The 24,578-nt window shown below is 70.1% G+C and carries 23 protein-coding genes; 13 read left to right on the forward strand and 10 right to left on the reverse strand.

Annotated features, from left to right (window positions below; translation table 11 throughout):
* Positions 1–68 precede the first annotated feature (68 nt).
* Positions 69–734 (forward strand): GAF and ANTAR domain-containing protein, encoded by a 666-nt coding sequence (locus QSK05_RS20995; RefSeq protein WP_285598971.1) that lies wholly within the window; start codon positions 69–71, stop codon positions 732–734.
* A 40-nt stretch (positions 735–774) separates the two neighbouring features.
* Positions 775–1,503: a GAF and ANTAR domain-containing protein gene (locus tag QSK05_RS21000; RefSeq protein WP_285598972.1), complete on the forward strand. Its 729-nt coding sequence runs from the start codon at positions 775–777 to the stop codon at positions 1,501–1,503.
* Here the strand turns inward: QSK05_RS21000 and QSK05_RS21005 are convergent.
* The 4 genes from QSK05_RS21005 to QSK05_RS21020 form a co-directional block, all read right to left on the reverse strand.
* Positions 1,463–1,882: an STAS domain-containing protein gene (locus tag QSK05_RS21005; RefSeq protein WP_285598973.1), complete on the reverse strand. Its 420-nt coding sequence runs from the start codon at positions 1,880–1,882 to the stop codon at positions 1,463–1,465. The two genes, QSK05_RS21000 and QSK05_RS21005, sit on opposite strands and share 41 nt — an antisense overlap.
* A 255-nt stretch (positions 1,883–2,137) precedes the next feature.
* Complete coding sequence (locus QSK05_RS21010; RefSeq protein WP_285598974.1) at positions 2,138–2,992, reverse strand: NAD-dependent epimerase/dehydratase family protein; 855 nt, start codon at positions 2,990–2,992, stop codon at positions 2,138–2,140.
* Positions 2,989–3,213 (reverse strand): hypothetical protein, encoded by a 225-nt coding sequence (locus QSK05_RS21015; RefSeq protein WP_285598975.1) that lies wholly within the window; start codon positions 3,211–3,213, stop codon positions 2,989–2,991. The genes QSK05_RS21010 and QSK05_RS21015 overlap by 4 nt, the downstream gene beginning before the upstream one ends.
* A gap of 47 nt (positions 3,214–3,260) precedes the next feature.
* Positions 3,261–3,542, reverse strand: coding sequence for a hypothetical protein (locus tag QSK05_RS21020; RefSeq protein WP_285598976.1), 282 nt, complete (start codon positions 3,540–3,542; stop codon positions 3,261–3,263).
* Between the two features lie 157 nt (positions 3,543–3,699).
* Here QSK05_RS21020 and QSK05_RS21025 point away from each other — a divergent pair, with 157 nt between their 5' ends.
* On the forward strand, positions 3,700–4,038 hold the full coding sequence (locus QSK05_RS21025; protein WP_285598977.1) for a tetratricopeptide repeat protein: 339 nt from the start codon (positions 3,700–3,702) through the stop codon (positions 4,036–4,038).
* 73 nt (positions 4,039–4,111) lie between these two features.
* Here QSK05_RS21025 and QSK05_RS21030 read toward each other — a convergent pair whose 3' ends face one another.
* A complete protein-coding gene (locus QSK05_RS21030) occupies positions 4,112–5,524 on the reverse strand; it encodes an ATP-binding protein (protein WP_285598978.1) in 1,413 nt (470 codons plus the stop codon).
* Positions 5,525–5,643: 119 nt separating this feature from the next.
* On the opposite strand from QSK05_RS21030, the gene QSK05_RS21035 reads away from it, so the two are divergent.
* Positions 5,644–5,937 (forward strand): hypothetical protein, encoded by a 294-nt coding sequence (locus tag QSK05_RS21035; protein WP_285598979.1) that lies wholly within the window; start codon positions 5,644–5,646, stop codon positions 5,935–5,937.
* 24 nt (positions 5,938–5,961) lie between these two features.
* Here the strand turns inward: QSK05_RS21035 and QSK05_RS21040 are convergent, their stop codons facing one another.
* Positions 5,962–7,896 carry a DUF2264 domain-containing protein gene (locus QSK05_RS21040; RefSeq protein ID WP_285598980.1) on the reverse strand — a complete coding sequence of 645 codons (1,935 nt, stop codon included), beginning with the start codon at positions 7,894–7,896 and terminating at the stop codon, positions 5,962–5,964.
* A 140-nt stretch (positions 7,897–8,036) separates the two neighbouring features.
* On the opposite strand from QSK05_RS21040, the gene QSK05_RS21045 reads away from it, so the two are divergent.
* The 4 genes from QSK05_RS21045 to QSK05_RS21060 all read left to right on the forward strand — a co-directional run bounded on the left by QSK05_RS21045 (position 8,037) and on the right by QSK05_RS21060 (position 13,665).
* On the forward strand, positions 8,037–8,522 hold the full coding sequence (locus QSK05_RS21045; protein WP_285598981.1) for a pyridoxamine 5'-phosphate oxidase family protein: 486 nt from the start codon (positions 8,037–8,039) through the stop codon (positions 8,520–8,522).
* A 148-nt stretch (positions 8,523–8,670) separates the two neighbouring features.
* Positions 8,671–10,404 carry a sensor histidine kinase gene (locus tag QSK05_RS21050; protein WP_285598982.1) on the forward strand — a complete coding sequence of 578 codons (1,734 nt, stop codon included), beginning with the start codon at positions 8,671–8,673 and terminating at the stop codon, positions 10,402–10,404.
* Positions 10,405–10,588: 184 nt separating this feature from the next.
* A complete protein-coding gene (locus tag QSK05_RS21055) occupies positions 10,589–11,059 on the forward strand; it encodes a putative universal stress family protein (protein WP_285598983.1) in 471 nt (156 codons plus the stop codon).
* Positions 11,060–11,280: 221 nt separating this feature from the next.
* Positions 11,281–13,665 (forward strand): phosphoketolase family protein, encoded by a 2,385-nt coding sequence (locus QSK05_RS21060; protein ID WP_352302118.1) that lies wholly within the window; start codon positions 11,281–11,283, stop codon positions 13,663–13,665.
* A 183-nt stretch (positions 13,666–13,848) separates the two neighbouring features.
* Here the strand turns inward: QSK05_RS21060 and QSK05_RS21065 are convergent, their stop codons facing one another.
* Positions 13,849–14,463, reverse strand: a complete 615-nt coding sequence (locus QSK05_RS21065) for a DoxX family membrane protein (RefSeq protein ID WP_285598985.1) — start codon at positions 14,461–14,463, stop codon at positions 13,849–13,851.
* Between the two features lie 129 nt (positions 14,464–14,592).
* On the reverse strand, positions 14,593–15,051 hold the full coding sequence (locus QSK05_RS21070) for a pyridoxamine 5'-phosphate oxidase family protein (protein ID WP_285598986.1): 459 nt from the start codon (positions 15,049–15,051) through the stop codon (positions 14,593–14,595).
* Positions 15,052–15,229: 178 nt separating this feature from the next.
* Here QSK05_RS21070 and QSK05_RS21075 point away from each other — a divergent pair, with 178 nt between their 5' ends.
* The 5 genes from QSK05_RS21075 to QSK05_RS21095 all read left to right on the forward strand — a co-directional run bounded on the left by QSK05_RS21075 (position 15,230) and on the right by QSK05_RS21095 (position 22,143).
* The gene (locus tag QSK05_RS21075) at positions 15,230–16,528 is read left to right on the forward strand and encodes a toll/interleukin-1 receptor domain-containing protein (protein ID WP_285598987.1); all 1,299 of its coding nucleotides are present in this window, start codon (positions 15,230–15,232) and stop codon (positions 16,526–16,528) included.
* Between the two features lie 265 nt (positions 16,529–16,793).
* On the forward strand, positions 16,794–18,092 hold the full coding sequence (locus QSK05_RS21080; RefSeq protein ID WP_285598988.1) for a helix-turn-helix domain-containing protein: 1,299 nt from the start codon (positions 16,794–16,796) through the stop codon (positions 18,090–18,092).
* A gap of 380 nt (positions 18,093–18,472) precedes the next feature.
* Positions 18,473–21,115 carry a bifunctional acetaldehyde-CoA/alcohol dehydrogenase gene (gene adhE, locus QSK05_RS21085; RefSeq protein ID WP_285598989.1) on the forward strand — a complete coding sequence of 881 codons (2,643 nt, stop codon included), beginning with the start codon at positions 18,473–18,475 and terminating at the stop codon, positions 21,113–21,115.
* Between the two features lie 210 nt (positions 21,116–21,325).
* Positions 21,326–21,502 carry an SDR family oxidoreductase gene (locus QSK05_RS21090; RefSeq protein ID WP_285598990.1) on the forward strand — a complete coding sequence of 59 codons (177 nt, stop codon included), beginning with the start codon at positions 21,326–21,328 and terminating at the stop codon, positions 21,500–21,502.
* Positions 21,503–21,546: 44 nt separating this feature from the next.
* Positions 21,547–22,143: a nucleoside deaminase gene (locus QSK05_RS21095; RefSeq protein ID WP_352302121.1), complete on the forward strand. Its 597-nt coding sequence runs from the start codon at positions 21,547–21,549 to the stop codon at positions 22,141–22,143.
* Between the two features lie 61 nt (positions 22,144–22,204).
* Here the strand turns inward: QSK05_RS21095 and QSK05_RS21100 are convergent, their stop codons facing one another.
* On the reverse strand, positions 22,205–23,428 hold the full coding sequence (locus QSK05_RS21100) for an MFS transporter (RefSeq protein ID WP_285598992.1): 1,224 nt from the start codon (positions 23,426–23,428) through the stop codon (positions 22,205–22,207).
* Between the two features lie 48 nt (positions 23,429–23,476).
* Positions 23,477–24,568 carry a 3-oxoacyl-ACP synthase III family protein gene (locus tag QSK05_RS21105; protein ID WP_285598993.1) on the reverse strand — a complete coding sequence of 364 codons (1,092 nt, stop codon included), beginning with the start codon at positions 24,566–24,568 and terminating at the stop codon, positions 23,477–23,479.
* Positions 24,569–24,578: the final 10 nt, after the last annotated feature.

Consider the following 24,578-nt stretch of genomic DNA (forward strand, 5'->3'; position numbering starts at 1 on the left):
TGAAGGTTCCAGGTGCGGACACCGCCTGGGTCCATGGCCTGATCGCTCGGGAATCACCCGATTCGGAGGTGTCGAGTGGGTCGATCGCCTGGCTGCAGTGTCTGTGCCGGGCGGCCACCCGGGCCCTACCGGTGACCGGCGCCGCGATCAGCGTGATGGTCGCGGGCGGCACCCAGGGGCTGGCGGCCGCCTCGGACACCCGCAGCGAACTGGTCGAGGAACTGCAGTTCACCCTCGGCGAGGGACCCTGCCTGGACGCGCGCTCGCAGGGTCGGCCGGTGCTGGTCCCGGACCTGGCCGGGGAATCCGGGGCGCGCTGGCCGGCCTATACCTCGGCAGCGATGGAGCACGGGGTGGAGGCAGTTTTCGCGTTCCCGATGCGGATCGGTGCGGTGCGTCTAGGAGTGCTGGACATGTACCGTGCCCGCCCCGGGGTGCTCCCACCCGATGCCTTCGATCTGGCCCAGGTATTCACCGGGGTTGCCCTGACCGGTCTGCTGGACGCGCACGAGGTGATGGGCGCAGACCGGCTTGCCTATGAGATCAGCCAGGTCTCGCGCTACCGGGTGGAGGTGTACCACGCGCAGGGCATGCTCCAGGTCCAGCTCGGGGTCGGCCCCGAGTCTGCGCTTCTGCGCCTGCGGGCCGAGGCCTATCTCCAGGGACGGCGGCTGGGCGATGTCGCTCGCGACATCGTCGACCGTAAACTCACTCTCGAACGGGATGAAGCATGACAGGACCAGCCGATCCGGTGAATGAGGGGGCGAGCAGCCGATGAGCTCGATCGCTCCAGAACGTCTGGCCGATGTGTTCGTCGAGTTGGCCGACACTCTCGTGGACGATTTCGACCTGGTGGAATTCCTGCAGATGGTGACCGCTCGCGCGTCGGAGCTCACCGGGGCGCGCGCGGCCGGACTGCTGCTGGCCGACGCCGACGACCGGCTGCACTTCATGGCCGCCTCCGACGAGCGCGTCCACCTGCTGGATCTCTTCCAGATCCAGGCCGACGAGGGCCCGTGCCGCGACTGCTTCCGGCAGGGTATTCCGGTGGGCGATGCTGACCTGGAACGCGCCGGCACCCGCTGGCCGAGGTTCGCCCCCGCCGCGCGAACGGCGGGCTTCGCCTCGGTCCAGGCTTTCCCGTTGCGGCGGCGTCAGCAGGTCATCGGCAGCATGGGGCTTTTCAGCGCCGCTGCGGTGGCGATGTCCCCAGGCGATGTGCGGGTGGTGCAGGCGCTGGTCGACGTGGCCACCATCGGTATCCTGCAGGAACGGCAGGTGCGCCGCGGCCAGGTCCTGACCGAGCAGTTGCAGGGGGCCCTGAACAGCCGGATCGTCATCGAACAGGCCAAGGGCGTCATTGCCCAGTCCACCGGGGTCACGATCGACCGGGCGTTCACGCTGCTACGGACGTACTGCCGCACTCACCACCTGCGTCTGAGCGACATGGCCCGGACGATCGTCAACGATCCCGCTCGGGTTCCTGATTTCGGGAGCGGCTGAGCGGGTCGTGGCCCGAAAGGGCGGCCCGGAGCGACGCGATCTCCTCGTGCAGCGCTTTCACCTCGGCGTCGTCAGGAACCGGGGCCCAGGAGTCCGGTTCTCCGTCCTCCGGGGGAAAACGACGCCAGGAGTCGTCCGGTGCCGATGGGGCGGGAGAGCGGCCGAGCATCTGCGCCAGTCGCGGTTGCGATCTCAGGAAACGGCCTGCCGGGGCGGAGATCTGGGCCAGGCGCAGCACCGCACCCCGGAAAGTCTGGAGGCGGTGGGCTTCGACCAGCGGCTCTATCCCGTCGCGATCGAGCCAGGTCACGCCGGAGAGATCGACAACGATCTCTTCCGGTCCGTCTTCGCAGGCGAGACTGAGCAGATGCAAGCGCATGACCGGTACACCGGCGGCGCGAAGGTCACCGGAGAAGCTCACAGTGACAGACCGGTCCCGGAGGACCAGCGGTTGTACGACCCGATCGACGGCGGACAGAACCGCCCGGCTGGATGAGGACATGACCCTGTTTTTCCAAGAGACGCCGTGGTCGTCGCCACCGGGTCCAGGGCAGCTTGATCGACCGGTTTCATCCTACGGGGTGAATCGGCATCCTGACAGTCATCTCACCGGGCGGTTCTGCCGGTCCCCCCGTCAGACGCCCGGAACCTCGTCACGCCAGGAGTGCTGCGGGACGAATCCCAGCAGGTCCCGGGCCCCGTCGATCGCCAGCAGTGTCTCGAACTCCTTCAGGTCCCGGCGGATCTCGACGCCGGGGAACTGCGCGGCCAGCAGGTCGGCGGAGGGCCGGTCCATCAGGGTGTCCGCCGCGGCGATGATGACGTTCTGCGAGCCGGTCGTCTCCACCTCCAGCGCCAGACGGAACGCGGTCGCGGCGTCGCGCGCGTCGATGTACCCCCACAGGTTCCAGCGCCGCGCCGCCGGGTCGGCCCAGTACCCGGGCACGTTCGCGTACATCTCGGGGACGAACACGTTGGACAGCCGCAGACCGACGAACGGGATGCCCGACCACTGCGACACCTGGGCGGCCACGTCTTCGCTCAGCACCTTCGACAGGGCGTAGGTCGAGGTTGGGTGCGGGAAGTGGGCCTCGTCCACCGGCGCGTACAGCGGCGGGACGTCGAACGGCAGCCCGAGGGTCGTCTCGCTGGAGGCCCACGCCACTTTCCGCAGCCCGAGCCGCTGGGCGGCCAGGAAGACGTTGTTGTTGGCGGCCAGGTTCCGGTTCAGGGTGTCGGGTGCCGACTCCATGCCGGGCTGCGGGATGTTGCCCAGGTGCACGACCGCCGAGCAGCCACCCAGAGCCTCCACGGCCTGGCCGTAGTCGGTCAGCTCGGCGCGCATCACGTCCACGCCCAGTCCGGCGCGTTCGCCGAAGGGGCCCTGCGCGTCCGTGGCCCGCACGGTGTAGCCGTGGGCCAGCAGGTCTCTCACGACGGCCCGGCCCACCTTGCCCAGGGCTCCGGTGACGGCAACGGTCTCGGTCATGGCACGTCCTTGGTCTGGAGGGTGAAAGGCGCTGACGGGGAGGTCGTGCCGTGGACGCGGTGCCCGGTCGCGATGGACTTCCCGGGCCACCCCGGCTCGACCGCGATGGCCGCGTCGCCCGACACCGGGCCGGGGCTGACGGTGGTGACCGTGACCCCGGACCCGGCGACGGCGGTCCCTCCCCCCACCAGCACGACCCGCCCGTGAAGTTCGAGATCCATGCCGGGCACGCTACCGGCCGGCCCGCGGGCCGGCCGTACGACCCGTCTCAGGGCGTCTCGGCGGCCCCCAGCAGCTTCTCGCACCGGGCGATCTCGGCGGCCCGCCACTCGCGCATCCCGCTGCTCCACTGGCTGATCTGGAGGCTGAGCACCGCCAGGGCCTGGTGCTCCGAGAGGTCGAAGCGCTCCGACAGTCTCACCCGGGCCTCGCCGGCGTCGGTGCAGGCCTCGACCGTGGCGAAGACCTCGTCCCGTCGGCTCACGGCCAGTTCCATCGCCTGCAGGATGTGTAGCCGCTGCCGGGCCTCGTCGATGTCCTCGTCACTCACGGTGTCACTCTTGCGGGCAGATACCCGTCCCGTCCACCTGGGACGAGCAAACTTTGTCACCCCGTTGCGCACCGTGTTCCATCGTGCGCAAATTCTGACCTCGGGTCCCCCGGAAGAGGGGCGGAATCCCGCACGGCCCGCTGTGGTTGTAGGCACCGTGAGTGAGCAGAACGAGATCTTCGAAGACAACTCCCACGACGTCTACCGCCGGGCCGTGGCTCTCATGGAGCAGGGGCGCCCGATCGATGCTGCGCGGATCGCTGCCCCGCTGGAGCAGCACGACGGTGTCCCCGAGTCCGTGCTCGAGCTGCTGGCCCGGGCCTACTTCAACTCCGCCCAGCTGGGCAGCGCCGAGCGGGTGCTGCGCCGGCTGATCGATCAGTCCCCGGCCAACGGCTGGGCGCACCGCACGCTGGCTCGTACCCTCGCCCGCCGGCGCGCGGACAGCGAGTCGGCCCGGTACCACCGCATCGCGGACGGCTTCGGCGTCGCCTGAGCCCGTTTTCTCGTTCGTGATCATGCGAACTTTCCCGGGGACAGTTCGCATGATCACGGCCTGGCCGGGGCAGTCAGGCCGCGGCGCCGGTCAGCTGGACGATGCCGCGCAGCAGGTCGTCATGTGTGATCGGGCCGGCCGGGCCGCCCCGGGCCTCGGTCATCGCCTTCTCCAGCTGGGCCCGGCGCAGCACCTCGGCCAGGTCGGCGCCGGACAGCCCGGCCGAGCGCGCGGCCAGTTCCGGCACGCAGACGTCGTCGGCGAACAGCCGGAAGGCGTCGGTGGTGTGCCGGCGCTCCAGCGCCCGGATCTGGTGGGCCAGGATGTCGGCCCGGGCGCCGGGGCCGGGCAGCGGCACGGCCAGTTTCACGTCGAAACGACCGGACCGGATGAGTGAATCGTCGACCCGTTCGGGGAAGTTCGTGGTCGCCACGACGATCACGTGGGGGTTGGCGTCGATCAGGTCGTTCATCTCCTGCTTGAAGATCCCGGCGACCGAGTTGATGGCCTGGTCGGCGGAACCCTGCGGGCTGCCCGCGTAACTGACGATGCTGTCGAACTCGTCGAACAGCAGCACCGTGGGCTCGGTGTAGCGGCGCGCCTGCGCGAAGACCCGGGCGATGTTGCGTTCGGAGGAACCCATCCAGCGGTCGAGGATGTCGTTGCTGCGGACCTCTTTCAGTGTTCCGCCGATCTCGTGGGCCAGGGCCCGGGCCAGCGTGGTCTTGCCGGTGCCGGGAGGGCCCCACATCAGGATGCCCTGGGGCCGGCGCGCTCCCCAGCGAGCCATCACCTCGGGATGACGGAAGGAGTCGGCGACGTCGTGCAACTGGGCCACCACGTCGTCCAGGCCACCCAGATCGGCGAGGCGGACGTCGTCGTCCAGCGGCCCACGGCGGTCGGGGGCCGGCGCTCCGGGCCAGTTCGCCCGGCCCCCGAAGGGCTGGGGGTTCTCTCGCGGCGGCACCGGGTCGAGCCGGAAGGTGCGGCCGCTCAGGAAGTTTCCTGAACCGGAACGACGTGCGGCCACCGTGACCATCAGGCGCAGAAGGGCGGCCAGAACCGGTGCGGTGAGCTCGCTGCGCGGTAGGGAAGTGACGACCCGATCGGTGACCCGCCCGTCGAGCAGCGCCCGGCCGGTGCGGACGGAGGCGGTGAGCCCCTCGTGCGTGAGCGTCTCCCCGGGAGTCTCACCCAGGCCGCCGAACAAACGCCCCAGCGTCTCGAAAACCGGTGCCACGTAATCGGTGCCGATCATGAACTGATGCAGAGGCCCGTCGAAGCCCGGCTCCTGGGACGTGATCCGGCCCTCCAGGCGGACCTGGTTGCCTTCCGGGGTCACGGTCAGGCCCAGCCGCGGCCACCCGGTGCCCGCATCGTGGAGCACCGGGCGCGGCAGCGGCCCGGACGCGGCCAGCACCTGCGTGATCACCGCACCGGCGGCGTCCACGTCGAAGCGGCCCCCGGCGGCCTCGAAAGTGTCCATCTGATCACGATAGACCGGATCGGCGAGCCCGCAGCAGCACGCGGGCCCGGATGGCTCAGGTCCGGGTCCGCCGGGCCGAGGGGGAATCGACATTTTCGGGCCGGTCAGGGTGGTGGTGCGTGAGCTTCGGCACGGATCTGGAGGACAGCGTCGATCCGGAGCGCTGTGTCGAGGCGTGGCTCGGCCACGCCGATGACCTCGACCTGGTCCCGGCGGCGCTCGAGCTGGACCGGATCCGCGACCAGCTGGTGCAAGGTCTGGTGCCGTTGGCCGTCGATCCCCAGCCGGCGCTGGATGCCGCCCTTCTCCTGGTGCGCCGCGGCGACCAGGCCGGTGCGGCCCTCCTGCTGCGCGGTGCCGCACCGGAACTGCCCGTCATCCCGGCGCCGGACCCGCCTGGGCTCTACCTGTAGCCGGGCACTACCTGTAGCCGGGCACTATCTGTAGCCGGGCACGGTCAGGTCGTCGGTCCAGCCGTCCGCCCACAGCACGGTGGCGTCGTCGGCCGGGGTGGTGCCCGGAACCAGGACGGGCGGGCTCTGCGCGGGGTTGAGGGCGAGCGCCACGGTGTAACGAGAACCCTTGCGGGGCAGAGAAACCTGTGCCCAGGGGAGGTGGGTGAGGGGGTCGAACGGGGTGGCGTCCAGTGCCGTCGAGTCGCCGGTGGTGTCAAGGCCCTCCAGCACGACGAGCCGGGAGGGGCGGTCCGGCGCGACGGCCCAGCCCGAGAGTCGCAGCGTGGCCTGCCGTTCGGGATCATCGGGAGGGCCGGGATCATCGGGAGGGCCGGGATCGTCGAGCAGGCGCACGGTGCGCACCTCCCAGTCGCCGTGCACGAGCGAGGCGACGCTCAGCCGGGGGCCGGGCCGGACAGTGCCGGGCCGTCCGGCGCCGTGGTCGTGCGTCAGGGGATCGGGGTCGATCCACGACGCTCTCCAGGAGGACGATCCGTATAGCGTTCCCCCGGGCAGGGTCTGGATGCGCCCACGGTCGAAACCGGTGCGCGAGGTGGGGTGGCCGTCACGGTCGACGAGCACCACCGACTGGTCGGGCAGGACCCGCTCGTCCGGGCGGGGGATCACCGGGCCGGTCGCCGTGGAGTAGGCCAGGCGGGCGTACCAGGGGGCGTCGGTGAGCAGATCGCCGGGCCGGGCGTGATCGGTGCCGTGGTTGACGACCCTCACGATGCCGTCGTGCCGGCGACCCGAGACCAGCCAGCCGGCGGCCGCGACGACGAATGCGGTGTCGTCCTTCTCGACGGGCAGCGGCTCTTCGGGGGTGGTCCAGGCCGGGTGGTCGGCGGGCAGGCTCAGGCCGAGAAAAGCCTTGGACGCCCCGTAGGGGGATGCCGGACCGGAGGAGGTCTGGGCGATTCGGGGCCAGGGGGCGTGCCACCCCAGCGACAGCAGACCACGCTCGTCGGGTACGCCCGCCTCGACGAAGTGCCGGGCCACGCCGGAGGCCGCCCGCCGCAGCAGCCCGGGCGAGCTGGACGGCACCCCGGCGCGAGCTCCCGCCCAGAACGGGGCGGCCGCGGCGAACCGGTAGGTGAGGCTTCGTCCCTGCAGCAGTGGTGACCCGTCCGCACCGACGAGACCAGCCGCGTCCTCAAGAAAGTGGTCGGCCCGCTGCACGTACGCCCCGCGCCGGGCATCGGCGGCCGGATCACCGGCCGCCAGTTCGCTCCACAGCAGCGGGTACAGCTGAAGGGCCCAGCCGGCGTAGTGGTCGAACGCCCGCGTGGTGCCGTCCGACGACCAGCCGTGCTCCCGCACCAGCGAGTCGGTGAAGGCCAGGTCGGCACTCAGGTCGTCGGGCGACCACGGGGCGCCGACCGTTTTCAGGAACTGGTTGACGACGATGCGGAACCAGACCGAGTGGTCGGCCGGATACACCGCTCCGACCGCACCCGACAGCCAGTCCACGGTCTGCTCCCGGGTGCGGTCGGGAAGAACGTCCCACAGCCAGGGCCGGGTCAGGTGCAGCACCAGCGCGATCGACGCCGCCTCCACCTTGGCCTGGTCGTGCTCGTCCAGACGCACCCACCGCTGCGGCGAGGCCGGGTCCACCCCGGCGGCCAGCCCCTGCGCGTACTGGCCGAGGAAGCCGTGCGGGTCGGAACCGCACTCGCCGGCGATCCGGAATCCCGCGGCCAGGAAGGTGCGGGCGAACCCCTCGAGCAGGTCGACGCGATGCCCGTTGCGGCCCGCAGGCCCGGGCAGGTCGATCCCGGACCGGTCCGGGGTGAGGAACGGCCGCACCGACAGCAGCATCTCGTCGGCCAGCAGGGCCCACGAGCGCCGGGTCCAGCCGGTGAAGGGGGACAGGTCGCGGTCTTCCAGCTGCTGCAACCTCCTGGAGAGACTGTTCACCGGTTCACGATAGATCCGCGAGGGTCCGTGGGACCGGATCTGTCGTGAACCGGACCTTGGTCCGGCGTGGCCGTGCCCGACGACGGGACGACGGACCAAAGACCCTGGTGGGAGTTCTCCTGCGGGCGCAGGGTCGGAGCATGGACAACCTGGCGGACGCCCTTGAGTCGGAACAGCCGCGGCCGACGAAGCCCCTGGACATCAGCAGCTGCTGGCAGCGGTTGCGCGGGGTCGAGGTCGGGCACCTGGCCGTCGTGGTCGACGGAAACCCCGAGATCTTTCCGGTGAACTTCGTCGTCGAGCGCGAGTCCGTGGTGTTCCGCACCGCCGAGGGGACCAAGCTGCGGGCGGTGACGCAGGGCCGGGTGGCCTTCGAGGTCGATGGCTACGACGCCGGGCCGGACGAGGCCTGGAGCGTCATCATCAAGGGCACGGCCTCCGAGATCAGAGAACTGGAAGACCTGGTCGACGCCGCCGGCCTGCCGCTGGCCCCCCTCAGCGGTACGCCGAAGACCCGGTTCGTCCGGATCGAGGTGGAGGAGATCACCGGCCGCCGGTTCCCGGTCGTCGACCCGGCCATGTGGCGCAACCCGTTCACCCTCCGGCGCCGTTCCCCGCAGGACTGATCTGGATGGATCACGGCCCGGGCACGAAGGGCGGAGCGGTCCGACACTGAGATCCGGCGAGATCGTCAAGAGACGCCTGCGACAGGTGCGTGGCCCCTATCATGCTGGGGCCACCTCTCACGCTCGCAGAACTCTCTGGGGATCGCGCATGAGCTCAGACCACCGCGATCCCGAGGCCGCCCGGGTCACGGCCGCGTCCCTCACGTTTCCCGACCTTCCGCGCCTCGAGCTGGACGAGCTGCTCGGTCAGCTCGTGGACCGGGCCAACGAGGTGATGGGAACCCAGGGGCGTCTGCGGGGCCTGTTGCGGGCGAACCAGTTGATCATCACCGACCTGGACCTCCCGTCGGTGCTGCGTCATGTCACCGAGGCCGCCCGCGACCTGATCGGAGCCCGGTATGCGGCTCTGGGGGTGATCGGTGACAGCGGTCTTCTCCAGGAGTTCGTGCACGTCGGGATGCCCGCCGAGGCCATCCCGGGGATCGGGCACCTGCCGGAGGGCAAGGGTCTGCTGGGTGCCCTGATCGAGAACCCCGAACCGATCCGGCTGGAGCACATCGCCGACGACCCGCGTTCTTCCGGATTCCCGGCCGGGCACCCGCCGATGCACAGCTTTCTCGGCGTCCCCATCGAGATCCGGGGCGAGGTGTTCGGCAACCTGTACCTGACCGAGAGCACCCGGGGAGCCTTCAGCGCGGAGGACGAGCAACTCGCGCAGGCGCTGGCCGCCACGGCCGCCGTGGCGATCGAGAACGCCCGCCTGTACGCGTCCGCGCACGTGCGCGGGGAGTGGCTACAGGCGTCTGCCGCGCTCACCCGTCATCTTCTCAGCCCCGATACCGACGACGCGGGAGCCCTGCACCTCGTGGCCCAGAGCAGCCGAGAGGTCTCCGGTGCCGACCTCGTCGTTCTCGCTCTGCCCGAGGCCGACCGGGAGTCCCTGTTCATCGAGGTCGCCGTGGGCGAGGGCACGCAGGGGCTCCAGGGCTGGCCGCTCGCCCTGGACAACACCATCAGCGGGCGTGTCTTCGTGACCAAGGAGCCGCTGCGCCTGCGTGACCCCGGCGAGGCGGGCTTCGTTCTGCCGACCCCGCCGGGGAAGGAGATCGGCCCCGTGATGGCGGTGCCGCTCCTGGGGTCAACCGGAGTTCTCGGCGTGCTGTCGGCATTCAAACAGGCTGGAAAAAGAGAGTTCTCGGCGGAAGACCTGACCTCGGCGAGTGGTTTCGCCAATCAGGCCGCCGTAGCCATCGAGCTCGCCGAGGCCCGGGCCGAACAGCACCGGGCGGCCATGCTGGACGAGCGGGCCCGGATCGCGGCCGACCTGCACGACCATGTGATCCAGCGGCTCTTCGGGGCCGGGTTGTCCCTGCAGTCGCTGGTTCCGCGTGATCTGCCGGCCCCGGCCGGCGACCGCATCGCCGGGGTGATCGACGAGCTGGACAAGAGCATCTCGCAGATCCGGACCACCATCTTCCAGCTCCAGCGCACCCCGGGCAGCGTCCAGGGTCCACGCGCCCGGCTCCTGGACGTCGTGGCCGAGAGCGGGGCCGCGCTCGGGTTCGAGCCCGGGCTGCGCTTCTCGGGCCTGCTCGACGCCCTGCGCGGTGCCGTCGTCGACGATCTGGTCGCCGTCGTGCGCGAAGGGCTGAGCAATGTCGCCCGTCATGCCCGTGCGCGCCAGGTCGAGATCGAGGTCACGGTGGCATCGGGCCGGCTGACACTCCGGATCGAGGACGACGGTGTCGGCCTGCGCGGTGAGCACGTCGGCAGTGGCCTGGTGAACCTGCGCGAGCGCGCCGAACGCCACGGCGGGCAGGTGTCGCTGCAGGCCGCCGGCACCCTGGGCGTGACCTTGCTCTGGACCGTGTCCGTCTCCTGAGGCTCCTGAGGCTCCTGAGGAAAGGTCGGGAGCGGGGCCCGCGGCGCGAAAGAAGGGACGTTCGCCTCTGCTGCCACGAGTCCCCGCCCCAGAACCTGGGACCGGCAGGCGAGCGGTTCCTGGACGGAGACGGTGAAGCATCCACCGCCCGGCCCCGGGTCGTGACCGGGATGACGAGGTGGCCATGTCCAGACAGAGCAGCGTGGTGGTGGGCTGGGACGGGCGGCCACAGTCCGGGCACGTGCTCGAGGTCGCCGCGGACGAGGCCTCCCGTCAGGGACTGCGGCTGGCGATCGTCACCCTCGTGCCCTCACCAGATCCGACGGACCCGGCAGACCCGACGGGCCCCGAACCGCGGTGGCCCGGGCAGGAGGCCGTGGACGCCTGTGACCAGGCCCGCCGGGCCCTGGCCCAGGCCCGGTCGATGCTGGCGCAGACCTACGCAGACCTCGAGGTCTCGACCCACTACCTGCACCGCGCCTATGTCCACGACGATGTCGAGCCGTTCGCCTCCGCGCGCCTGCTGGTGGTGGGTGAGTATCCCGGCCCGGCGCCCGGGCGCTCATCCGCCCCGTTGATCGACTGCCTGGTCAGGGCGACGGGTTGCCAGGTCGTCCGGGTCCGGCCGGCATCCGACCGCTCCCGCGCGGGCTGAGGCTGTCGGTCGGTCGGTCGGGCCGGCCGGCGAACCAGGCCACGCCGGTGCAGTGATTCGGGACGTTCGGCGGTGTCGCCGGGGACCTGTGCGGAGGAGGGTGGGACCCGTCCGCGATCAGGCAACCCGGGCAGTGTGGCCCGGCCCTGCTGATGCGACCCACGAGTTCGAGGAGCAGCGACGTGAGCCTCATCGACGTGAACCGCCGACCAGGAAACGATCTGGTGGAACGCCTCGCCCGTCCGGCCCCGGAGGAGGTCCGGGAGCTGGATGCCTGGTGGCGGGCGAACAACTACCTGACCGTCGGGCAGATCTACCTGATGGCCAATCCCCTGCTGCGTGAACCGCTGCGGCCCGAGCACATCAAGCCGCGGCTGCTCGGGCACTGGGGCACCAGTCCCGGTCTGTCGTTCATCTACGCCCATGCCTCCCGGCTGATCCGTCACACCGGTCAGGAGATGCTCTACCTGGCCGGTCCGGGACACGGCGGGCCGGCCCTGGTCGCGGCGGGATACCTGGAAGGCACCTACTCCCAGACCTATCCGCGGATCGGTCAGGACGCCGACGGCCTGCACCGGCTGTTCCGTCAGTTCTCGGCCCCCGGCGGCATCCCCAGCCATGTCTCGGTGACGACCCCCGGATCCATTCACGAGGGTGGCGAGCTCGGCTACGTGCTGGTGCACGCGTTCGGGGCGGTGATGGACAACCCCGACCTCATCGCCCTGGCGGTCGTGGGTGACGGCGAGGCCGAGACCGGACCGCTGGAGGGAGCCTGGAAGGGCATTTCCTTCCTGAACCCGGCCCGCGACGGCGCCGTGCTGCCGATCCTGCACCTGAACGGAGCGAAGATCTCCGGTCCGACCGTGCTGGGCCGTAAGGACCCGGCCGAGGTGCGCTCACTCCTGCAGGGTCACGGCTACGAGGTGATCGAGGTCGAGGGCTCCGACCTCCCCGGTATGCATGACCGGTTCGCCGAGGCCCTGGCCCGGGCCTGGGCGAGCATCCGGGGCATCCAGGCGGCGGCCCGGGAAGGTTCCTGGGACGGCGTGCGTCCCCACTGGCCCCTCATCGTCCTGCGGACGCCGAAGGGCTGGACCGGTCCGGACGTCGTCGACGGCGTCCAGATCCAGGGGACGTACCGCTCCCACCAGGTGCCGTTGTCCGGTGTCCGGGACAATCCCGAGCACCTGGCCCTGCTGGAGACCTGGTTGCGTTCCTACCGGCCGCAGGAGCTCTTCGACGACGACGGCGCGCCGACCGAGCTGGTCCGGCGGGCCAACCCGGAGGGCGACCTGCGGATGAGCGCCACCCCGCACGCCAACGGCGGCCTGCTCACGCAAGACCTCGATCTGCCGGACTTCCGTGCCTTCGCCGTCGATGTCCCGTCGCCGGCCAGCGTGTACCTGGAGTCGACCCGGAAGTTCGGGGAGATGATGCGGGAGATCTACCGGGACAACCCCGACCGCTTCCGGTTGTTCTGCCCGGACGAGACGAACTCCAACCGGCTCGGCGCGGTCTTCGAGGTCAGCGACCGCGCGTTCGCCGAACGCACCACGCCGTACGACGTCTCGCTGTCCGTGGACGGGCGGGTGATGGAGGTCCTGTCCGAGCACAACTGCCACGGCTGGCTGGAGGCCTACACCCTCACCGGCCGGCACGGCGTCTTCGCCTCCTACGAGGCGTTCGCCATGGTGAGTGCCTCCCAGACGATCCAGCACAGCAAGTGGCTGGAGGAAGCGGCCGCCCTGCCCTGGCGAGCGCCGGTACCCAGCCTGAACATCCTGCTCACCTCGACGGCCTGGCGCAACGATCACAACGGTTTCAGCCACCAGGGTCCGGGGCTCATCCAGAACGTCATCACCTCCCGCGGCAATGTCGCCCGGGTCTATCTGCCGCCGGACGCCAACTGTCTGCTCTCGGTCGCCGATCACTGTCTGCGCTCGCGCTCGTACGTCAACCTGATCGTCATCGACAAGCAGCCGCAGCTGCAGTACCTGACGATGGACGAGGCGATCGAGCACTGCACCCGCGGCGCGGGCGTCTGGTCGTGGGCCGGTACCGACGACGGCCGCGCCGACCCGGACATCGTCCTGGCCTGCGCCGGTGATGTCGTGACCATGGAAACGGTAGCTGCCGCAGCTATTCTGAGAGAGAAGCTGCCGCACCTGCGCACCCGGGTGGTGAACGTCGTGGACCTGATGACGCTGGCCCGGCGCCGGGACCATCCGCACGGTATGGACGAGACCCTGTTCAAGGAGCTGTTCACCGATCATGTGGACGTCGTGTTCGCCTTCCACGGGTATCCCGGTGCGATTCATCAGCTGGTGCACGGGCGCCCGGACGCGGACCGGTTCCGGGTGCGCGGTTTCATCGACGAGGGAACGACCACGACGCCCTTCGACATGGTCGTGCGCAACCGGGTCTCGCGTTATCACCTGGTGATGGACGCACTGAACAACGCCCGGCGCACACCGCCGGGGGCCAGCGAGCTGAAGGCCTGGTGTCAGGCCCGGCTGGACGAGCACGCGGACTACGTGGTCGAGCACCTGGAAGACCTGCCCGAGGTCCGGAACTGGACCCTGGACAGCCGGATCACGGAAGGCTGAGCCCGCCGGCAGGAGGCCGGTCCGCGGCGCTGAACCCGTGGGCCGGACCCCTGCCGGGGGAGCATTCCCCGGAAAGGCTATGGCCCGGACGGCCCGGACAGTTCGGATGGTCGTCCGGACAGACGAAAGCGGTGGGTGACGAGGTCACCCACCGCTGCCCGGGAGCCGTTCCGTCCTCTTCCGTCATCGCAGCCAGGGGTAGCGTTCGACGAGGGGAAGGGCGTTCCAGATCCGGCCCAGACCCCAGGTGTTCCCCGCGTAGGTGAGGGCGCTGATGATGAGGACGAGCGCGAAAATGATGTGGTAGTCGATGAGCGGGTTGGTGGACATGCTGGGCGCGCCGCCACTGGTGTGCTGGGCCAGTGGCCATTCGGCGGCCCACATCATGAGCATCATGATGGTGCCGCTGGTCGCGGCGATCCGCAGGGCCACCCCGGCGATCACGGCGATCCCGACACCGGCGAGACCGATCATGAACGCCCAGTCCGCCCAGGTGGCGCCGGCCCAGTCGCGGAACATCGACTGGAACGGGCCGACCTCGACGTTGGACAGGAAACCCCGGGTCGGTGAGCCGCCGTCGATCCAGGCCTTGGCGCCCGGGGTGGCGTAGTGCCATCCGAAGGTCTTGTCCAGGAACGCCCAGAGGAAGACGAATCCGGTGGCGATGCGGGTGACGGCCAGGACGGGGGCCGCGCGGGTGGTCATCACGGCGCCGTGCGCGGGGGCGGTGCGGGCGGCCTCCGGCGGAGGCAGCTGGTGATTGTCGTTCGCCGGGCGGGTGCTGAAGTGCAGAGCCATGATCGTCTCCTCGATCGAAGAAACCGGCTGACGAAATGAGACTTTCAGGTCACTCGACGGACCGGAGCGGCCGGTGGGCACCCGTTCGCGGGACGAAGGTCACCGATGCCGCCGCCGGGCCCGGCCGGATCACTCCCGCGGGACCCGCCGGGAACCCGTCAGGGGGCCCTTCCAGATGTCGGACCCGATCGTGACGAACCGGCGTCCGCTGATCTCGTCGGGCACGATCCGCAGGAACCGGTTCTTCGGTGCGCCGTGCAGCGGGTTCAGCGGGAGGTCGTCCACGGCCAGGAGCTCGTCGAGGTGCACCAGTTCCTCGGCCCGGCCCCGCAGCACCACACTCCAGGCCTGACCGGTGCCGGGAGCAAAGCCGTCGGCCTCGAAGGCGACGTCGCCCCCGAGCGCCGCGGAGAGCTTCGTCCCGTCCGCGGTGCGGACCAGGACACAGCCGTGGTCCACCGCGTAGTTGATGGGGAAGATGTCGGGCCGGCCGGCCACGACCACGGCCAGCCGCCCGAGGTCGCTCGAGCGCAGGTACTCCCAGCAACTGCTCGGGGAGAGATGTTCGGGGGCCGGCGAGCTCGTCATGGGTTCACGGTCCCCCCGGGCCGGACGTCGTGTCAGAGGCGTAGGTCCCAGGACCGCCGCCCGGCACATCCCTTGAGGTCCGTTGACCCTACGAAAAGTCTCTATTAACGCAAAACGTCTATGCTGGTCACGGCGCGTCACCGCACGGGCGGTGGCCTCATCGACCGGGGGTTGATCGGTGGCTCGGATCTTCATCACCTACCGCAGTGAGGATCCGGGATGGTCCGTCGTGCTCGACCGGGAACTGTCGATCGTCTTCGGCCCCGACCAGGTATTCCGGGCGAGTCGGACGATGCAGATGGGAGAGTCGTTCCCGGAACGGATCCGGCTCGGCGTCACCAACGCGTCCGTCCTGCTCGCCGTGATCGGCCCACGCTGGCTCGAACAACGCGAAGGAGGACTGCGCCGCATCGACGAGCCCGGTGACTGGGTGCGCCGGGAGATCCGGCTGGCCCTGGAGAACGGGCTCCTGATCGTGCCGGTGCTGGTCGACGGGGTGCGGCCCCTGTCACCCGACGAACTGCCCGATGACATCCGGGCCATCGCCGACCGGCAGTACATCCGCCTCAGCCACAAAGAGGCAGACTCCGACATCGGCCTGCTGGTCGAGCGGTTGCGGCAGCGGGTGCCCGGGCTGCAGATGCACCAGAAGACGCAGGACCGCCCGCATACAGGCGGCCAGACGTCCGTCGGTGGCTCGGTCGAGCAGACCGCCCCGGGCCAAAGTGTTTCCTTGTGGCTGGTTCTGACTGGCCTGGCGTTACTCCTGCTCTCCCTCTGGCTGCCCTGGGTGGATCACGAGCGGGCGGTGGAGCTCGGCTGGGACGAGTGGGAGTACTCGGTGCTCTTCCCCCGCGGTGTCCTCGCGCTCGCCGGTCTGGGCACGGCCCTCTACTGGCTCCTGCGCGGGACGTTCGAAGCAGTCGCCATGGGGCTGGTCGCGCTCGCCGGTGTGGTTGCCGTCTTCGATCCCCTCTGGGTCCGGCGTCAGCTCCTGGACAATGAATACCCCTTCGTCATCGGAATGGGTGTCTGGGTGGCTGTTCTCTCGGGCGTGGTGCTCCTGGTAGCCGTGGGCCTCTGGGTTCGGGGCCGACCCGCGTCCGAACCCCGGCACGCACGCAACCCGTCCACGGTCGCGACCGGTGGAATCTTGATCCTGATGGGCCAGTTCCTGCAGGTGACAGGTAAGAACCACTGGTTCACCGTCCCGGTCGCCATCGCCGTCCTGATCATCGTCGCGGCGGTTCTGGTTCCGCCGAGCATCCCGGAGTCCGTGCGGATCGCGGTGTTGTCAGGTTTCACCGCCTTCGCCGTCGTCTCGGTGGTCGCGGCCGTCAACTATGTCGCGCTGCACCCTCAAGGTGATGCGTCGCTGACCGACGCGATGGGCCGGATCGTGCTCAACGTCGTCATCGCGCTGGGGCTGTGGGTGGCTCTCAGCCGACCGGTACCGGCCCGGGTGCCCGCCGCCTAGCCGGCCTCGCCCGGCCCTGATGCCTCCGGCAAGCCGTTTCCCGTTGCCCTCCACCCCGGGACCTGGGAAACGCGCGGGTGGGCAATAGGAAACCCCTGGTGCAGTGCCGATTCCGGGACCACGATCGGTATCAGAAGCCGCCACCCTCCAGGACCGGGTGGGCAGCACCGGTACAGGGAGAGCGGGTCGTGATGAACGATTGCCTGCCGAGAAAAAGCACGACGACGTATTATTTCGGCCTGACCGCAGGTCACGGGGAGAGCTCATGCACCCAGAATCCGGCCCGGCGTCCATCGGCGCGCAGATCCGGCGCCGGCGACTGGCGTCCGGTCTCTCCCTGGGCGGTCTCGCCGACCGCGTCCACTACAGCAAGGGCTACCTCAGCAAGATCGAGAACGGTTCCAAGCGGCCCGGCCCCGACCTGGTCCGACTCTGCGACGCCGCTCTCGGTGCCGGGGGAGAGCTCCGCCGTCTGGCCGAAACCGTCTCCACCTCAGAGCTTTCCGAAGCTTGCCGAGCTTCTGATCCAGACGGTGGCGTAGACGTGGCCGACGACGGCAGGCCCGGTCCCACCCTCGGCCGCCGCGAGGTCCTGGCCATCGGTGGTTCCCTTCCCCTTCTGGCCGCAGCCGGCCCCGAACGGCTGGCCACGGTGGCCGCCGACGGATCGATCACGACCGGGTTCACCGCGATGCTCGCCGAGCTGCGCAAGCTCGGCCAGAACCAGCCCCCGGGCCTGCTGCTGCCGATCCTCGACATCCAGGTGCAGACGCTGCTGGCGCTGGCCCGGGCCGCCCGGGCGGACGACCGGGGCGCGCTGCTGATGCTCACGTCACGCTTCGCCGAGTACACCGGGTGGATGGCTCAGGAGTCCGGCGACGACCGGGCCATGGTCCGCTGGACCGATCTGGCCGTGAGTTGCGCCGACGCGGCCGGCGACCGGGAACTGGCGGCCTACGCCCACATCCGGCACGCCAACGCGGCCCTGTACCGCGACGACGCCGTGTCCACCGTCGCCCTCGCCACCCGGGCCGAGCACGAGGCGCCGGCCGGTGGCCCGTCCTCGACGCGTGTGGGGGCCCTGGCCCTGCAGCGTCAGGCCCAGGGACTGGCGTTGCAGGGCCGGTACGACGACTGCCGGCGGGCCCTCGACCGGGCCGACGTCCTCTTCGACCGGGCCATCGGTGTCAACACCCCGCTGGGGCCGACGACGGTCGCCAACCCCAGCGACCTCGTGCTCGGCTGGTGCCTGCACGACCTGGGCCGCTCGCGCGAGGCGGTCCCGGTGCTCGAACGGCATCTGGCGCGGGTGCCGCAGCACGCCCGCCGGGCCCGGGCCCGGGTGAAGGGCCGCCTGGCCCTGGCCGCAGCCGGTGCCGGTGACCCGGACACCGCCTGCACGCTCGCGCACCAGGTACTGGACGACGCCGAGTACGTCGACTCCGCCACCGTGCGGCACGACCTACGGCACCTGGGCCGGGCGCTCAACCGCTGGCGGGCCCGGCCCGAGGTACAGGCCGTCTCGCCGCGACTGGCCCAGGCGCTGCGCACCGCCGCGTCCTGACCTGCGGGCCCCGGCCCGGTCGTTCCCTTCGAACCACCTTCTGTGCTTCCCCCTGCCCGGAAACGGTTCCGGTCCGTGGTGGGAGCGTCACCGGCAGGACGTCGCGGCCCGGTACGCCTCGGTGAACCCCTTTCTGCCGGATGAGGGTGACATGGGAAAGCTCTCCCGCCAGGTGAAGGACGAGCCGAACCCCTAGGGCAATTGAACGACAGGTGTTGGTTGAAGGTTCTGTCCAGGGCCGGTTCGTGCCGTATCCCGTCACCGTGACGGGACCTGCGCCGGTCGGGTCGGGACCACCGACTCCTGTGGCCGGGGCGGGGTGGCGACAGGCTTGTCGTGTACCAACAGACGGCGAGTCACAACATCATCTGAGGTGAACAATGACCGCGGAGCAGCTCCCTGCCGCAGTCCCGACCGAAAACCAGCGCGACGTAGCGGTCATGGTTGAAACCCTGGTCGAGGCTGGGCTGAAGGCCCTTGACGAGTACGGTGCCTTCGATCAGGAGACGATCGACCACATCGTCAAGAAGGCCTCCGTCGCGGCGCTGGACCGGCACGCCGCCCTGGCGCAGCTCGCGGTGGAGGAGACGGGCCGCGGTGTCTTCGAGGACAAGGCCGTCAAGAACATCTTCGCCTGTGAGCACGTCACGCACAGCATGGCGAAACTTCGCACCGTCGGCGTGATCAGCCAGGACGACATCACCGGGATCACCGAGATCGCCGACCCGGTGGGCGTGATCGCCGGGATCACGCCGGTCACCAACCCCACGTCGACGGCGATCTTCAAGGCTCTGCTGGCCCTGAAGACCCGTAACCCGATCGTGTTCGCGTTCCACCCCTCGGCCCAGCAGTGCAGCGTCGAGGCGGCCCGCATCGTGCGTGACGCCGCGGTCGCGGCCGGGGCACCCGAGCACTGCATCCAGTGGATCGACCGGCCCTCGGTCGAGGCGACCACGGCTCTCATGCACCACCCGGGCATCTCCACGATCCTCGCGACCGGTGGCAACGCCATGGTCCGGGCGGCGTACTCGGCGGGCAAGCCGGCTCTCGGTGTCGGTGCGGGCAACGTGCCCGCCTGGATCGAGAAGAGCGCCAAGCTGAAGCGGGCCGTCAACGACATCGTGCTGTCCAAGTCGTTCGACAACGGCATGATCTGCGCGTCCGAGCAGGCCGTCATCCTCGACGAGGAGATCTACGACGCCGCCCTGGCCGAGTTCGGTCACCTGCACGCCTACCGGGCCACCAAGGACGAGAAGCGGAAGCTGGAGAAGTTCATCTTCGGCGCGACCGCCTACGGGAAGTCTTGCAGCGGAGCCAAGCTCAACCCCGACGTGGTGGGCAAGCCGCCGGTCTGGATCGCCGAGCAGGCCGGCTTCACGGTACCCGCCGACACCTCGATCATCCTCGCCGAGGTCGGCGAGGTCGGCCCGAACGAGCCGCTGACCCGGGAGAAGCTGTGCCCGGTCCTGGCCGTACTGCGGGTCGGCTCCCGTGAGGAGGGACTGCAGGCCTCCACGCAGATGGTGGAGTTCCACGGCCTCGGCCACAGCGCCGTGATCCACACCCAGGACGAGGACCTGGTCGTCGAGTTCGGCAAGCGGGTCAAGGCCGTGCGGGTGATCTGGAACTCGCCGTCCTCGCAGGGCGGCATCGGCGACATGTACAACTCCTTCGTCCCTTCGCTCACCCTCGGCTGCGGCAGCTACGGGCACAACTCGGTGTCGAACAACGTCTCCGCGGTCAACCTGATCAACATCAAGCGGATCGGAAGGCGCACCAACAACATGCAGTGGTTCAAGGTGCCCTCGCGGATCTACTTCGAGCCGCACGCCATCCGCTACCTCTCGGACATGCCCGACGTGCACCGGGTCACGATCGTCACCGACCCCACCATGACCCGCCTGGGCTTCGTCGAGCGCATCGACCGGGTGCTCCAGCAGCGCCCGAACCGGGTCGTGCTGCAGATCATCGACGACGTGGAACCCGAACCGCAGATGACGACCGTCGACCGGGGCGCGGAACTGATGCGCTCCTTCCGGCCGGACACGATCATCGCGCTCGGTGGCGGATCGGCGATGGACGCGGCCAAGGTGATGTGGCTGCGCTACGAGCACCCCGAGGTCGACTTCGAGGACATGCGGGAGAAGTTCTTCGACATCCGCAAGCGGGCCTTCGCCTTCCCCGCGCTCGGTGAGAAGGCCCAGCTGGTCTGTGTGCCGACCACCTCCGGAACCGGCGCTGAGGTGACCCCGTTCGCGGTCATCACCGATCAGCGCACCGGGAAGAAGTACCCGCTCGCCGACTACGCCCTCACCCCGACCGTCGCGATCGTCGACCCGGCGCTGACGGCGAGCATGCCGCGCAAGATCGCCGCCGACAGTGGTTTCGACGCCCTCACGCACGCCATCGAGGCCTACGTGTCGGTGTACGCCAACGACTTCACCGACGGTCTGGCCCTGCACGCGATCCGGCTGATCTTCGAGAACCTCGAGCAGTCCGTGCTGAACGGTGAGAGCGAAGCTCGCGAGCGCATGCACAATGCCGCGACCATCGCCGGAATGGCCTTCGGCAGTGCGTTCCTCGGTATCGTGCACGCCATGTCGCACACGCTCGGCGCCACGTTCCACGTCGCGCACGGTCGTACCAACGCGGTGCTGCTGCCGCACGTGATCCGCTACAACGGCTCGGCCCCGACGAAGCTGTCGGGCTGGCCGAAGTACGAGAGCTACCGGGCGCCGGAGCGGTTCGCCGACATCGCCCGCATGCTCGGCCTGAGCGCGTCCACGCCTGAGGAGGCCGTGGAGGTACTGGCCACGGCGGTCGAGAAGCTGCGCACCACGGTCGGTATCGAGTCGTCGTTCGCCGAGATCGGCATCGACGAGCAGGCCTTCCTGGCCTCGCTGCCGCAGCAGGCACTCAACGCCTACGAGGACCAGTGTGCGCCGGCCAACCCGCGCATGCCGATGCTCGACGACATGCAGCAGCTGATGCGCGCGGCCTACTACGGCGAGAACAAGAGCTGACCATGGTGGACGCCGATCCTGGCGGCCGCTGAGAGTGGCAGTGGTGCGGGTGGCCCGGTCCGATCAGGACCGGGCCACCCGGCGGTTGTCACGGGGGTTGTCCCGGCGGTTGTCACGGCGGTGACGAACGTGCCCCGGGTGGGGGTGGGGAGTATGACCCCGCCCCTTTGTTCGTGATCACGCCGCGACCTGCCCGCCGCGAACACCGTCGTGCCGGCCGTCATGCTCGCCCAGGTCACCGAGTCCGTCTCGGCCGGTGTGCCCCTGGGGCGGCTCGGCACCGCCCCCGAGGTGGCTGAGGTGGTCGCGTTCCTGGCCTTCCCGGCGGCGGGTTACGTCACCGGCGAGAACATCGTGGTCGGCGGTGGGAGTGGGCTGACGGGGTGAGAAGACTGCCCGGTTCGGCGTGAGGTTGAATACCCGGCATGGAGATGAGTGATCGGGCCACGTCGTTCTCGGTGAGCCTGCCGGACTGGGTGGCGGGCGAGATCCGCGACGTACCGGCGCACCTGCCCACGGCCCAGGAACGGATGGCGCTGGTGCACCGGCTGGCCGACCGCAATCACCGGGAGGGCAGCGGCGGCCCGTTCGCGGCGCTGGTCGCCGAACGGGACACCGGCCGGGTGCTGGCGGTAGGCGTCAACGTCGTCCTGCTCAGCGGCCTGTCCTCGGTGCACGCCGAGGTGGTGGCCCTGAGCCTGGCCCAGCAGGTGGCCGGCAACTGGGACCTGGGCGCGGCCGGCCGTCCCGCCACCGAACTGGTGGTCAACTGGCGGCCCTGCACGATGTGTCTGGGGGCCACGTTGTGGTCCGGCGTCGGGCATCTGGTGATCGCCGGCGAGGGCCCCGAGTGCGAGCAGCTGACCGGGTTCGACGAGGGGCCGGTGCGCGAGGACTGGCGTGATCAGTTCGCCGCGCGAGGCCTCACGATCGAGTCGGACGTGCTGCGGGACGGGGCGATCCGGACCTTCGGCGAGTACGGCTCGGGGAGCCCGCTGGTCTACAACGCCCGTCAGGGAAACCGGTAGGCGCACGGTCTTCCGGAGCGGGAACCGGAAGGCCGTGCCCTTCAGAGCCCTTCAGTGCCCTTCAGACCGTAGAGGGTTCCGGCTGCGCGACGGCCCGCTCGCGAACGCGTTCGGCCCACCGCACCGTGGCCGGTACGGCCAGGCCGGTCACCGCGAACAGGGCACCGACCACCCACCAGCCGGGACGGCCCCACTGGATGCACAGGGCGATGAGCAGCGCCGGCCCGATGCTCACTCCCAGCCCGAGGCCCATACCGAACAGTCCCTGGTACTGGCCCACCGCATGCGCCGGGGCCAGGGTGAAGGAGAGTTCGAAACCGCCTGCTGAGTGCCAGATCTCCCCGATCGTGTGGACGACGACCGCGGTCAGCAGCAGGAGCATCGCCAACCAGGTCGCCGCCCCCGCCATCAGGGAGATGGCCGCACAGGAGATGAAGAAGGCGAAACCGGCCTTCCGGAAGGCGTTCGCGCCGGCGCCGGGGGTGTCGACGCCCGATCCCACCCGGACCTGGAAGAGAACGACGATCGCGGTGTTGACGAGCATGACCGCCGACACCGTCCAGTGCGGGGTGTCCGTGCGGCTGACCAGCCACAGCGGGACGGCTGCGGTGAGCACCCGGTACTGCACGGCCATCAGGCCGTCGAGCACGGTGAGAACCAGGTAAGGACGATCGCGCAAGGCGATCCAGCGCGGGCCGGCCCCGGACGGGCGGGGGGCGACCCGGGGCAGGAAGAGCACGATCGCCGCGCAGGCGGCGTAGGACAGGGCACTGCCGGCGATCAGCAGGACGTAGGCGTTGTCGGTGTCGACCGCGACCCCCCAGCCGGCGAACAGGGCACCGGCCGCGATCCCGAGGTTCGTCACCGAGCGCAGGTAGCCCCGGAACTTCGCCGGCCGGTCCCCGCCGTACTCCTGGATCAGGGGACTGCGGGCGGCCGGCCCGGCGGTCTGGGCGATGCTGCCCAGACTGACGAAGATCAGGAACGACCAGAAGTCGTTCGCGACGCACAGGCCTGCCATCGCCACCGCGCCGATCAGCAGGGTGGCGGTGTAGACGCTGCGGGCGCCGAGCCGGTCGGCCAGGTGTCCGGCGGGAATGCCCGACAGCAGGGCGACCGCGCCGGCGGCGCTCAGGCCGGCCCCGATCTGCCCGGCCGACAGGTCCACGATCCGGGTGAAGTAGAGAACCCCTGCGGTCAGGTAGATCCCGTACCCGGTCATGTTCACCAGGGTCGCGACGGCGAGCAGGCGAGGTGCACCCTTGTCGGGGAGCAACGCGGACATATGCGTACCTTTCGGAAAGTCGGGCGGATGGTTATTGTGCCGTGCGGTTCACCGCGCCAGGACCATGTCCCGGCCCATGTCCCGGCCCACGTCCCGCCCCATGTCCCGGGCCAGTGGCCTGACATCCGAACGCGGGCCCGCCGGAGGGTGCATGCTCCAGCGCCCGAGGGTGACCCCGAGGTTCATGCCCCCGCCGAACCCGGCCAGCAGCAACAGGTCGCCCGGGGCGATCCGCCCGGCGCGGGCGGCCTCGTCGAGCGTGACCGGGATGGACGCGGAACCGGTGTTCCCGTAATGGCCCACGGTCAGGTGCAGGTTCGCCGCCCCCAGACCGAGCGTGCGCGACAGGTCGTTCAGCATGACGCCGTTGGCCTGGTGCGGCACCAGATGCTCGACGTCGGTGGCGGCGATCCCGCTGCTGGACAGGAGGTCGTGGATGGCGGCCGGCACCTGACGGCCCACGAAGTCGCGCACACCCCGCCCGTCCATCTTGAAGTAGTGGTCACCGTCGCGCAGGGTGCTTTCCGTTGCCGGCCGGCGGCTGCCCCCGGCCGGGACACTGATCAGCGTGTGCTCGTCCCCGTGCCCGCGCAGATGCGTCCGGATCAGCCCGTGGGCGGGCGGGACCGGGCCGAGCACGACCGCCCCGGCCCCGTCGCCGAACAGGACGGCGGTCTTACGGTCGGAGTAGTCCAGGATCCGGGAGTAGATGTCGGCGCCGATCACCAGGGCGTGCCCGGTACCACCGCCGGTCCGCAGCAGCCCCTCGGCCATGGCCAGCGCGTAGACGAACCCGCTGCAGACGGCGTTGACGTCGACGGCGGCGGCGTTACGGGCCCCGACCAGGTGCTGAACGATGCTGGCGGTGGCCGGCTGGGGGTGATCGGGGGTGGAGGTGGCGACGATGATGTGATCCAGGTCGGAGGCGCAGATGCCGGCCGCCGTCAGGGCCCGGTCGGCGGCGGCAGCGGCCAGGTCCGAGGTCGCCTGACCGGGCGCGGCCCGGCGGCGCTCGCGGATGCCGGTCCGGCTCTCGATCCAGCCGGGATCGACGCCGGCGGCCACCGCGATCTCGGCGTTACTCACGATCCGCTCGGGCAGGTAGGAACCGGTGCCGCGGATTCCGATGTTCGCAGACATACGTCGTCCT

Source organism: Kineosporia sp. NBRC 101731 (genome assembly GCF_030269305.1).
Taxonomy (GTDB): Bacteria; Actinomycetota; Actinomycetes; order Actinomycetales; family Kineosporiaceae; genus Kineosporia.